This window comes from Hymenobacter sp. HDW8, assembly GCF_011305775.1.
Classification (GTDB): domain Bacteria; phylum Bacteroidota; class Bacteroidia; order Cytophagales; family Hymenobacteraceae; genus Hymenobacter; species Hymenobacter radiodurans.
This window is the reverse complement of record NZ_CP049907.1, coordinates 1,060,074-1,072,490: the sequence shown is the minus strand read 5'-3', so window position 1 is coordinate 1,072,490 and position 12,417 is coordinate 1,060,074. Positions and strand designations below refer to the sequence as shown.

General features: G+C 55.3%; 8 protein-coding genes. All 8 read right to left on the bottom strand.

The window, feature by feature from the left end; all coding sequences use genetic code 11:
• Nucleotides 1-621 precede the first annotated feature (621 nt).
• Entirely contained in the window at nt 622-1,437 is an 816-nt protein-coding gene (gene mutM, locus G7064_RS04410) for a DNA-formamidopyrimidine glycosylase (protein ID WP_166072618.1), read from the bottom strand.
• Between the two features lie 130 nt (nt 1,438-1,567).
• Complete coding sequence (locus tag G7064_RS04405) at nt 1,568-2,467, bottom strand: PhzF family phenazine biosynthesis protein (RefSeq protein ID WP_166072617.1); 900 nt, start codon at nt 2,465-2,467, stop codon at nt 1,568-1,570.
• Nucleotides 2,468-2,578: 111 nt separating this feature from the next.
• Nucleotides 2,579-3,355: a membrane-binding protein gene (locus G7064_RS04400; protein WP_166072616.1), complete on the bottom strand. Its 777-nt coding sequence runs from the start codon at nt 3,353-3,355 to the stop codon at nt 2,579-2,581.
• A 398-nt stretch (nt 3,356-3,753) separates the two neighbouring features.
• A complete protein-coding gene (locus tag G7064_RS04395; protein ID WP_166072615.1) occupies nt 3,754-5,544 on the bottom strand; it encodes an ABC transporter ATP-binding protein in 1,791 nt (596 codons plus the stop codon).
• A gap of 73 nt (nt 5,545-5,617) precedes the next feature.
• Entirely contained in the window at nt 5,618-6,820 is a 1,203-nt protein-coding gene (locus tag G7064_RS04390; RefSeq protein WP_166072614.1) for an efflux transporter outer membrane subunit, read from the bottom strand.
• The gene (locus tag G7064_RS04385; protein ID WP_166072613.1) at nt 6,817-7,083 is read right to left on the bottom strand and encodes a hypothetical protein; all 267 of its coding nucleotides are present in this window, start codon (nt 7,081-7,083) and stop codon (nt 6,817-6,819) included. Before G7064_RS04385 ends, G7064_RS04390 begins: the two co-directional genes overlap by 4 nt.
• A gap of 34 nt (nt 7,084-7,117) precedes the next feature.
• A complete protein-coding gene (locus G7064_RS04380) occupies nt 7,118-8,614 on the bottom strand; it encodes an efflux RND transporter periplasmic adaptor subunit (RefSeq protein ID WP_166072612.1) in 1,497 nt (498 codons plus the stop codon).
• Nucleotides 8,615-8,679: 65 nt separating this feature from the next.
• Nucleotides 8,680-11,985 (bottom strand): efflux RND transporter permease subunit, encoded by a 3,306-nt coding sequence (locus tag G7064_RS04375; protein WP_240935732.1) that lies wholly within the window; start codon nt 11,983-11,985, stop codon nt 8,680-8,682.
• Between the last annotated feature and the right edge of the window lie 432 nt (nt 11,986-12,417).

Below are 12,417 nucleotides of genomic sequence, written 5' to 3'. Positions count from 1 at the left end.
GCTTAATAATTAATGAATGTTTTTTTCGATTATTGATCTGGTCAGTACTTGAACTTTATTAATACTCAAGTAATAATCGAAGGCGAGGTGCCGCAAAAAAAACACAACAGTGATCCACATAAAGAAATCACCATACCAGCAAGGGTTAGCTGTTTCGGGAGGTCTTTGCTGATAGAATAATCTAAATTAAACAAATAATAATCTTATACAATAGCAAATCAATTAATAATTAATGATAGAATATTCTTTATATAATGTTCAAAAAATATATAACGATAGTAAGTAAAAACATCTTCGTAATCGATTGATTAAATGCGTTTGCTGTAATCTCCGTTGGTAGCACCATTCAATTACCTTATCCTATTCCTGAGCCTAACGGAGTGACGCTTCCTGATTCAACCATAGTAGGCCTATAATTCAATTTTATTCTGGACTAATACGGCAATCATGTAATAGTTTTTGTGCATAATGGTTGGAACAATAGGTAGAAATTCAGGCGGCCTTATTGAAGATAATATAACAGTACAGTATGTGTTCATACTGTAAGCACGAAAAGCCAGACATAAACGGACTCTAACCGAGAAAAGCCCCCCAGAACCAGTTCTGGGGGGCTTTTCTCGGTTATAATACTTGGCAGAGCGGACATATATACGTCGCTCGCCCGCCCACGTAGCTCTTGTCAATAAGTGTTTTAGGGTGGCGGGGACAAAACTTGTGTTGCTCCGAGGCGGGCGTAGCAGATTCATCCCACTCGCGGGCGTGGATGAGGAAGGAAGCTGGGAAGTGCCGATACGTAGCCTCTTGCTGAATGGCAGTTTGCAGCACTAGCTGAATGGCTGTACTCAGGGCCTTGAATTCCTTGTCAGCTAGCGAGTTGGCGACTCGTTCGGGATGAATCTTGGCCTGAAACAATACCTCATCCACAATCCAGTTGCCTAGTCCCGCCGTGATACGCTGATCGAGTAAGAGGGGCTTGAGAATGGTCTTTTTGCTCCCCATTGCTTGCTTCAGATAGTCAGCACTGACGTCGAGGGCATCTGGGCCGAGCTTCTTTGCTTTCTGGTAAGCCTCCACGCTATCGGCCAGACGAATGCGCCCAAACTTGCGGGGGTCGATGAAGGCCACGCGCAGGCCGTCGGCCAGGTGCAGAGCCACGCGAGTGAAGCGGGGCGCGTCGTGGTCGTCGCGGTAGGCGCCTACATCGCCAGTCATGCCAAAGTGCAGGGCTAGCACGGCGCCATCATTCAGCTCCAGAAAACAGTTTTTGCCAATGCGGCGGGTGGACGTTACCTGCCGGCCGACCACGCGCTGGCGGAGCGTGTCCTCGTCCGTGCCCAGCACATGAGCGTCACGCACTTCGAAGGCAGTAATCGGTTGATGAAGAATAATATCGTCGAGAAACCGGCGGTAGGTTTCTACTTCGGGTAGTTCGGGCAATGAGGTAAGAAGCTTAGGTGGGGTAAAAACCAAAAAATGCCCTTGGGGGCATTTTTCAAAGAATCAGCATCTTATTAACCAACTTTCCCACCGGAAGTTCCGATCAGTAAAGACCAGTTTGGTACTTGCTCTAAATCCGCATGGTGCCTACGGCGACCACTACGGCGGTGCCACCAATCTGTACCATTTCAATCGACTCGTGCGAGCCCCGCACGCTCACTTGCACCGTGCCAGGGCGGTCGAGCCAATGGCCCTGCTCGGCCACAAAGTTGAGCGTATCGAGGTAGCGATAATGCCAAAGATAAGCGGCCATGCCGCCCGTTGCCGAGCCCGTAACGGGGTCTTCGATAGTATCGGGCGGTACACCGAAGTGGCGGGCGAAGGTGTGCCCAGCCTTGGTAGCGCCGCCCAGACAGAAAAGATGAGGACTAAAGAAGTCGCTGGAGGCGCGGTACTTACGGAAAGCCACTGGCTCAGGAGGAGTAGCGCGGCGCAGGGCATCGTGGTTGCGGAGCAGCACCATTAGCTGTGGAGTGCCGGTGCTTACTGTCTGGATGAGGGCGCCGGGATACAGGTCGTCGGGGGTGAGACCAAAGAAGGGCATCACCACTTCTGGCTCGTGCACCGCACCGAAGACCGGGCGGCGCTGAGTCATGACAACGTGCGTCGGCTTTTGCCCCCCAGGCGCCAATACATCAATCTGAATAGGGCCTTCCTGCAATTCCAACTGCAAGGTGGTATGGATGCCGGCCAGCGGCAGACGGCCAGCATAAATCAGAGCCGTGATAGCCGCAATAGTAGGGTGGCCGGCCAGCGGCAATTCCTCCGCAGGCGTGAAATAGCGCAGCCCAAAATCAGCAGTGGCCGAACGACGGACGAATACGGTTTCGGATTGGTTGAACTCGCGAGCAACCTTCTGCATGGTTTCCGGCGAAAGTTCATCCGCATCAAACACCACCGCACACGGGTTGCCGCTCAGCGCTGTTTGGGTAAAGGCATCGACAAGCAAAAAGGGGTAGGAAACGGGCATAGGCGCGGCAGGAACGGAACCTCTAAGGTAGGAAGAGTCGGGGAGTTAGATATAAAAAAAAGCTAATTCCTCGAGAGAGGAATTAGCTTTAGACAAAAACTCAACCAAGACTTAGGAAGGATCGGAAAGGCGGCCTACCTGCTCACCATCGGTATCATAAACGCCACCGTTAGCGCTGACATACAGGCGGCGCTGCTGCCCATCGGTAAGTACATACGGAAACGTGCGGCTGCCGGAGCGCGTCAGGCGGCCCACCACCTGCGCCGAGCGACTGTTGCGCCCCAGGCGCACTACGCTAAGACGGTCAGTTAGATAGTATTGCTCATCGGGGTAGTCGCGGAAGGTAATTTTACCAATTACGCTTACCATGGAGCTAGTCGTTTGCACGGGAGTAGCAGGCGGATTGCGTTGGGTTAGCACCGCCGGCGCAGCAGAGGGCGCAGAAGCATTACGGCTAGCTACAATCTGTCCGTTGGCACGCTGCCAGCCCTCCCCAATAGCCTTGAGGCGGGTAGGACGGCCAGGGTGCGTAGCTGATGCTTGATCATCGGCAATGACGGCCATAGCGGCCTGCGCCTGGGCTAAGCTAGCGCCCATCTTGCGCAGCACAAATCCCGAAAACTCGTCGGCCTCCAGCTCGTCGGTAGGGTTGCTGCCGCCGGCGCGCAAGGTATGACCATTGAGGTGATGACCCATCTCGTGGGCCAGAATGCTGATACCTGCCCAGTCAGTGCGGCCGGCCTGGTTCACAGCCCCCACAAACTGCGGGTTATAGAGCAAATAGCGCTGGCCGTTGTACACCACTGCCGCCGCATTTTGCACTTCGGTAGTGGAGCGCAGCTCAAAGCGCGGCTTCAAACCTACCACATCCGTGATTTCGCGCAGCACATCGCGCTGACCACCGGTACTCGATTGGGCCGTAGCTACGGTACCCGATAAAAAAAGCCCCCAGCAAGCAACAGGCCTGCAAAACGGCGGAAGATGCGGTTGGTTTTCATAGATAAGGCTTGATAAAGTTGACGCTTCACAAAGGCAACTTTCCGGCCAGAGGCACAAAGCAGTCAGCTTGTCAGCGGTTCGAAATCATAACGTTATCTGGGGGCTTTTCGTTTGAAAAACGTAGAAAAAGTAAAATTTAGTTGTCGAGCTATAGAGTAATTAGGTGGAGGTAAACTATAGCACTATAATGAGCCCGTCATGCAGAGGCGGAGCCGAAGCATCTCACTAAACTCGAGAGATGCTTCAGCTCCGCCTCTGCATGACGCGTTAGATTTAGGGACGGGGCGTTACGCTAAAGCTGGTACGCCTTCGGTGGGGGCATTGGTCGTGCGTTCGCCAATTTGCTGGCGCCACATGGCGTAATACAACCCTTTGGTAGCCAGTAGCTCAGCGTGGCGACCTTGCTCGGCAATGCGGCCGCGCTCCAATACATAGATGCGGTCGGCGTGGAGCACAGTGCTGAGGCGGTGGGCAATGAGAATAGTGATGTGCTGGCGCGAACCGGATAACTCCCGCACCGTCTGGCTGATTTCCTCCTCCGTAAGCGAGTCAAGAGAAGAGGTGGCTTCGTCGAAAACCAGTAACGTTGGACGGCGCAACAAAGCCCTGGCAATACTCAAACGCTGCTTTTCGCCCCCCGAGACCTTCACTCCCCCTTCCCCGATGACAGTGTCCAAGCCCTGCGGGGCGCGGGCCAGCAATGAGTCGGCGGCGGCTTGATGTAGTGCGCGGAGACACTCTTCGTCGGTGGCTTGGGGCGCAACAAATAGGAGGTTTTCGCGGATGGTGCCAGCGAATAACTGGGTATCCTGCGTCACAAAACCAATCTGTTCGCGCAACTGGTCGAGGTCGAGCTCATTGCCGGGCAAATCGTTATAAAGAATCTGGCCGCTGGCTGGTGGATACAGACCCACGAGCAGCTTTACTAAAGTCGTTTTGCCCGAACCAGAAGGCCCCACGAACGCAATGGTTTCGCCGAGCTTGGTGTCAAAAGAAATACCATCCAGCGCCGCGTTATTGGCCGACAAATGCTGGAAGCGGACATTGTCAAAACGAAGCGTTTGGATTTGCTCAATGCGCTTCGGATTGCTGGGTTTTACCTCCTTCGGCGTATCCAGAATCTGCTGGTAATTAGCTAATGAAGCCTCGGTTTCGCGGTAGATATTGATGATGTTGCCTAGCTCCTGCAAAGGGCCAAAAATGAAGAAGGAGTAGATGAAGAGCGAGAAGAATTCGCCCACCGTAATGCGCCCGTTGACCACCAGAAACAGCATGAGCAGCAGTATGCCATTGCGCAGCAAATTCACGAACGTACCCTGAATAAATGACAGAGAGCGGATGTAGCGCACCTTCTTCAGCTCCAGCTTCAGAATCTTGTCGGTGGTGGCATTGAGGCGCAAGGTTTCTTGTTGGCCCAGGCCGAGGCTTTTCACCAGTTCAATGTTGCGCAAGCTCTCTGTAGTAGCACCAGCCAAGGCGGTGGTTTCGGCCACAATTGTCTTCTGTAATACCTTGATTTTCTTGCTTAATACGGAGCTGAGAATACCCAGCAACGGTATGGTAAGGAAGTACACCGGCGCGATAACCCAGTACACCGTAATGGCATACACGACCACGAAAATAATGCCTACCAACGAGGTAAAAAGCACATTTACAAAGCTTTGAATAAGCTTCTCCACGTCGGAGCGTACCTTTTGCAGCTTGCCTAGGGTTTCGCCGGAGCGCTGATCTTCGAATACCTGATAAGGCAATTCGAGCGAGTGACGCAGACCGTCGGAATACAGCTGGGCGCCCAAGCGCTGAGTGATGACGTTGACGTAGTAATCCTGGAAGTTTTTGGCAATCCGAGACACCATGGCCACACCCATGGCAGCCAGAATCAGCGTGCCGGCGCCGCGGATGAAGGTGCCCGCGTTGATGTCGTGTAGCTCGCCGCCGGGCTGCACCACGTACTGGTCAATAATTTTGCGAAAAATCCAGGGGTCGAGGAGCGAGAAAATCTGGTTGACGGCTGCCAGAGCCAACGCCAACGCCAACAGGCCTCGGTATTGGCGCAGATAAGAATAAAGTAGGCGCATGGAGGGGGAGAGTTATGGCTGAAAAGCTGCGAGCCTGAGTAGAAGTTTAAGAAAAGCTCGAGCAATACCCAATTTACTCCCAACTTCCTCCCAAAGCCCGCACCAATTGTACCGTATAGCGCAGCTGATTGGCTTGAATTTGAACGCGCTGACGCGCCGCATTCAGCGTAATCCGGTCGGCATCAACTACCTGAAAATAATCGGCGAGGCCGCGGCGGTAGCGTTCCAAGGTGAGGCGCCCGGCTTGTCGGGCGGCGGTGAGGGCGCGCTGCTGAGCGGCGAGCTGAGCAGTGGTTTGCTGCACATCGGCGAGGGCCGTTTCTACTTCCTGAAAAGCCACCAGGGCCGTTTGGCGGTACTCGGCTGCCTGGGCGTCATAACGCGCCTGCGCAATCTGTTGGTTGGCCCGCAAGCGGCCGCCGTTGAACACCGGAATTGATATGCCGCCGCCCAAATAGTAGGTGTAGTTATCCGAAATCTTCGGCAAATCGCGAAGCTCGGCGGCTTGAGGACCGATGAAGCCATTGAGTAGAAGCGTTGGCAGACGGGCTAGGCGGGCAGCATCTACGCGGGCGTCAGTGGCCGCCAGCAGACGCTCGGCCTGAAGCAAGTCGGGACGAGTGGTGAGCAGGGCGGCGGGCACGGAGGCAGGCACCTGGGGGGCATTTAGCGTCCCACGCCGCGGCATTACACTAAACGTGCTGGCCGACTGCCCCGTGATGGTTGCCAAAGCCGCTTCGAGGCCTTTGCGCTGGCGTTGGGCATCGAAAAAGCTGGCCTCGACGGTGGCCAATTCGGTTTCGGCGCGGCGCACGGCTATTTCGTTATCAACGCCGGCCGTGAAGCGGGCATTGGTAAGCGCTAAGCTTTGCCGGCGAGCCAATAAGGTGCTGTCGAGCACGGCCAATTCGGCGTCGAGGCCACGAATACCGAAGTAATACGTGGCGGCATCGGCAGTCAGGCTGAGTTGTACGGTGCGCAACTCGGCTTCGCTGGCTTCCGATTCAGCTTTGGCCGCTTGCACACCCCGGCGCAAACGGCCCCACACATCTACCTCGTAGCTCACATTGAGCGGCACATAGTATTGTGTTTGGGTAATGCCGTTGGCTGTGGGAGCACCCCCAGTTTCGCCCCCCGCAGCAAATGGCAACGGCCGCAAACCCGATAGACGAGTGAGGTAAGCCTGCGGATCAATAGTGACCTCCGGCTGCCGTGTGGACGTAGCGACGCGAATGGCGGCGCGGGCTTCATCCACGCGAGCTACGGCGGCTTTCACGCTAAAATTGCCCCCAGCGTTTGTTCGGCTAGCTTGGTGAGCTCAGGGTCGTTGAACACCGTCCACCAAGCCGGTATGGCGGGCTGCTGCTTTGCGCTCAGTGATGCAGGTGCAGGGGGGGCGGTTGGGGCCGTCGTGCTGGAGCCGTTTTTCCACGCAGGCGGCGCCGACACTTCGGGAGCTTGGTAGCGCGGCGACCGGGCACAGCCCATCAGGCCACTAAGTAGCAACAGCGGTAGGAATAGATAGGGAAAAAGCCTCATGCAGGGTGACGAACGGTGAATCCCAGGCGGGAGGTTACTTTTCTGATTTCTTATCGGCGGGCGTTTCGACGCGGGGCTTATCGGGGTCGTAGGGGCGCTCGGGCGCTTTGGGCTTCGACTGACTTCCCGGTTTTTCGTCCTCTTTCTTGGGCTTACGCGCTTCCACTTGCTGGCCGTCGCGCAGGCTTTCAATGGGATTGACGACTAGCATCTCGCCGCCTTTCAAGCCTTTTATCACTTCAATCTGGTCGCCAAAGTCCCGGCCGGGCACGATGATTTGGTAGCGAATCTTATTGTTTGCCACCACTACCACGCGCGGCTCAATACCACTCGGGACCAGCGCATTGGCGGAGATAACCACGCTGGGCTGGGTGCGCGGCAATTGAAACCGTACTTGGGCAAACATGCCGGGCCGTAGCAGCTTGTCGGTGTTAGGCACCTGTACCTGAGTGAGCAGGGTGCGTGTTTCCTCGTTCAACGCGCCTGCATCGCGAGCCACGCGGCCCGCGAAAGTGCGGTTGGGGTACTCAGGTATCAGAATATCGGTTGTCATGCCCGGCTCAATGCTGGGTACAAAATTCTGCGGAATGTTGACGAAGGCTCGCAGCGTATCCGTCTGCTCAATCTTAAAGAGCTGCGTTCCCTCCGCGTTGCTAGCCGACACCAACGACCCGACTTCCACATTGCGTTGAGTAACGATGCCCCCAAACGGCGCCGTAACCCGCCGAAAACCTTGTTGGGCCAGCAGCCCGTTGAGCACGGCTTGCTGGGCTTCGTATTGAGCGCGGCCTTCATCTAGCTCTTGCTGCGAAATGGCCCCCGGCAGCTCGATGCTGCGCAAGCGCTCGAAGCTAGTACGCGCCAGGTTGAGGCTGGCACGGGCCTGCGCTACTTGTTGGTCCAGCTCAGGCGTGGAGAGCAACGCCAAGAGTTGGCCGCGCTTTACGCGGGCGCCAATGTCTGTGTACCACGTTTTTACGAAGCCATTGGCCCGGGCAAACACGAAAGTCTCACGGTTAGAGCGCGTGTCGGCGGGCAGTTCTACTCGGGTTGTGTCGGGAGCAGCGGCGGCGGGCTCCACAGTCACGATCGTGAGGGCGTTGGCGTCTTTTTCAGCTTCTTCTTTCCGCTTTTTGTCTTTGCTCAAGCGGGGTAGCAAGCCAATCAGCAACAAGGCCGCAAACACAACTCCGATACCCAGCATAATCAGCCAAATACGGCGCTTTTTCTTGCTGGGGGGCTTTTTTTCGTGGTCTTCGTCGGCAGCAGCCTGTGCTTCCTCTTGCTTATCGTTCTTCGACTTGGCTTCCTCTTTTTTGTCCGCTTCCGCGTCAGGGCTTGGTGGCGACGACCTCCTCCAATCCGCGTCGGGCGCGGGCTGGGGGGCTTTTTCATGCGCAAACGTGTCTCCTAGCTCAGCCCGTTGATTGGCATTTTCGGGGCGAGTGTCTTGGTCAGAGTCGGCGGCAGGCTCCTCGGGGCGCGGGTCGTCCTTGGGCGGGTCTTTGTAGTCGTCGGAGCTAGTAGCCATAAGGTGAGTAACGTAGGGTGAAGCGCGGGCTTCGGGTATCGCAAAATGAGTTGAAGTAGCTATGCTTAGGCAGCTACGCGGTCTTGTTCGGCTTCCTTTTCCTCGGCCACTAACTGCTTCTTTTTGAAGTAGCTAAACACCACTGGCACGAAAAACAGCGTGGTGAAGGTGGCCAGGATCAGGCCGCCAATAACGGCCCGGCCCAGGGGGGCATTTTGCTCGCCCCCTTCGCCCAGCGCCAACGACAACGGCAGCAAACCAATGATGGCAGCCAGAGCGGTCATCAGCACCGGGCGCAGACGGGTAACACCCGCATCAATAGCCGCGTCGCGCGGACTCAGGTCAGGTTGGGCCTCGCGCCGTTCGTTGGCAAATGACACCACCAGAATACTGTTGGCCGTGGCAATACCGATACACATAATGGCGCCCATAAGTGAAGGCACGCTGAAGGTAGTTTGGGTCACAAACAGCATCCAGAGCATACCCGAAATAGCGCCTGGCAGGGCCGTAATGATGATAAATGGATCGAGCCAGCTTTGAAAGTTGACCACCATCAGCAAATACAACAGCACAATAGCGCCCGCCAGACCAATGCCCAGACCAGTGAAGGAAGTTTTCATGCTTTCCACCTGACCGCGCAGCTCGATGGTGGTGCCTTTCGGTAGGTTTTTGCTCGTTTCCTCAATGATTTTGCGGATTTCCTTGGCCACGCCACCCAGGTCGCGGCCCTCCACGCTGGCGTAGATATCGACTACGCGCTGAATGTCATAGTCGCTTACCACCGCGTCGGTTTGGTCGCGGCGGGTTTGGGCAAAGCTGCTCAGAAGCTGGGCTTGAGTTTGGGTAAGACTAGTGATGCCGATGGTGCGCACATCATCCAGCGTAGTAAGCTCCCTGGGGGGCGTTTGCACGGCCACCGTGTAGTTCACACCACTCTCCGGATTCAGCCACTGATTGGGGTCGGTTTGGGTGCTGGAACTGAGGTTTACCAGCACGTTGTCGGCAATGTCGGCTTGGCTGAGGCCCGCTCGCTGAGCACGCACCCGATCGACGTCGAGGCGAATCTGGGGGGCTTTTATCTGGAAAATAAATGCATCCACGACGCCCGGAATAGCCGCTATTTTCTGCTGAAGCTGCTTGGCTACTTTCTCGTTAATTTCCATGTCGCGGCCCGTCACCTGCACATCAATGGGAGAGGGCAGGCCGAAGTTCAAGGTCTGATTAACGATGTCGGCGGGCTGAAAAAAGATGGTTAGGTCGGGGTGCTCGCGCTGCACCCGCCGCCTGATTTCGGTGATATAATCCTGCGTTGGTTCGTGGCCTTTTTTCAGCGAAGCCAGGATCTCGCCATCGGCGGAGCTGATAACGGGGTTGTCACTGAGCAGCAGGTTCACCGGAATGCTCGGCAAGCCAATATTAGACAGCACCAATTCCAGCTCTTCGGCCGGAATCACCTCTCGGATGATACCTTCCACCTCCCGAAACCGCCGCTCTGTTTCCTCCAACCGAGTGCCAGTAGGAGCGCGCACATGCATGCGCATCTGGCCAGCATCTACTTTGGGAAAGAAATCTTGCCCAATAAACGGATACAAGCACCCAGACCCAATAAAAAGAACTGTGAAGCCAATTACCACGGTTTTGCGGTGGTCGAGCGCCCAGTTAAGCGCACTCTGGTAAGCTTCACGCACCTTGTCAAACCGCTTTTCGAAGGCCATGTGCACCCGCCAAATCCAGCCTTTCTGCATGGCTTTGGCGCCTTCCTTTTCCTCGGCCGTGAGGGGCTTTTCCTCATCCTCCCCAGCAAGATTAGCGGCTTGTTCCTCATCCACTTGCTGGCGGCGCAGTTGAGCTAATTCCTTCTCGTGCTCACTTACTTTTTTGCCGTTACGCGTAAGGTCGCTGGGTACTTCCTCGGGGCCCTGCTCGTGGTAAATGGGCAATTCCTTGCGCAGCAGCACGCGGGCCAGCGTAGGCAACAGCGTCCGCGACAAGAAGTAGGACACGAACAGGACGAAAATAACCGTCAGCGCTAGCGGCGTGAAAATGTCGGCCGATACGCCTGAAAGGAAGAAAATCGGGACAAACACGATGGCTAATCCAAGAGTAGATACCAAAGCTGGTAGCGCTACTTGCGAGGCGCTATCCAGAATGGATTTTTTCACCCCTTTGCCCATGCCCATATTGCGGTGAATATTCTCAATTTCCACCGTTGCGTCGTCTACCAGGTTGCCAATGGAGAGAGCAATGCCGCTCAACGTCATGATGTTAAGCGTCTGCCCAAAGGCGCGGAGCAACATGATGGTGACCAAGACCGAGAGCGGAATCGAGATGGTAATGATGAGCGTCGACCGCCATGAGCCCAGAAACAGCAGAATCATCAGGCCCGTGAGGGCCGCCGCTACGCAGCCTTCCACGGCCACCCCCGAAATGGACGAGCGCACAAAAAAGGATTGATCAAACAACAGCTTCACATCCAGCCCTTTCGGCGAGGTAGCCACTACATTGGGTAGCTCTTCTTTAATCCCATCGATAACATCGAGCGTGCTGGCCAGTCCGCTTTTAAGAATGGGAATAACTGCCGTGCGCAGCCCGTCTTGGCGCACAATATTGGTTTGGACAGCCGCGCCCTCGTGCACAAATGCCACGTCGCGGATATATATCGTGACGCCGTTTACCTCCTTTACTGGCAAGTCGTTGAGGGTGGCAATCAACTCAGGGCTGCTGTTGAGGCGTACGTCATACTCCCGGTCGCCAATTTTAGCGGTACCGGCGGGCAGAATCACGTTTTGCGTCGTCAATGCATTGACCACATCGTTGCCAGAGAGACCTTTGCCCGCCAAAGCATCCGGCTTCAGATCAACCATGATTTGCTTTGACCGACCACCGTTGGGCACCAGCAAAGACGCCCCTTTTACGACCGCCAAGCCCGGTCGCACAAAGGAGCGGCTGGCGTCGTAGAGGTCGGCTTCGCCCAGGGTTTGGGAGGAAAGACTAGCCTGAGAAATGGGCACGTTGGCCGCCGAGTAGCGAATAATGAGTGGTGGGCCAATACCCTGGGGTAAGCCCCGAATGAGCGTGGCCGTAATAGCCGTGAGCTGGGCCACGCCCGCATCGGGGTCGGTGCCGGGCTGGAAGAACACTTTAATAATGCCAACGCCCTTAATGGCGCGCGACTCCAAGTGCTCGATGTTGTTGACGGTGGTGGTGTACACGCGCTGGTTGACGTTGAGCACGCGCTGGTTCATTTCCTCGGCGCTCATCCCCGAATAGCTCCACACCACTCCTACCACCGGGATGTTGACCTCGGGAAAAATATCCACCGCCATGGTGAAGATGGTCAAAATGCCCCCCGCTAGAATTACCAGGGCCATGACAATAAAGGTGTACGGACGCGAAAGCGCCAAGCGAACCATCCACATAGGCTAAAATAGAGATAAGAATAAGCGCCGACTCAAAAAAAGCGAGCTGGTGGCGGGCATTACTGTTGAGGTACGTATGCGTAGCGGTTTTGGCGAATAGAAATCGATTTTGGGGGCTAATTCAGAGTACCAACCACTTACAAAGCGGAAGGTTAGGCTAAAGCCTGATAGGTAAGTGTTCCTAGTGTCCGCTTTTATGTGATAAAGCGCCAATTCACATCTGAGAAGCAGCCCTGTGTAGACCCTATTAGTTGGCGCTCACCCATGCTTTCTGATCCGCAGCTATGCTTAGGCTGACATAAACTCATACGCATCAGTGAGTAAGCTTTAAGTCAAACTGTAAGAGGCGCTAACTGTAAATAGTTAAATATTAGTTAGTTATAA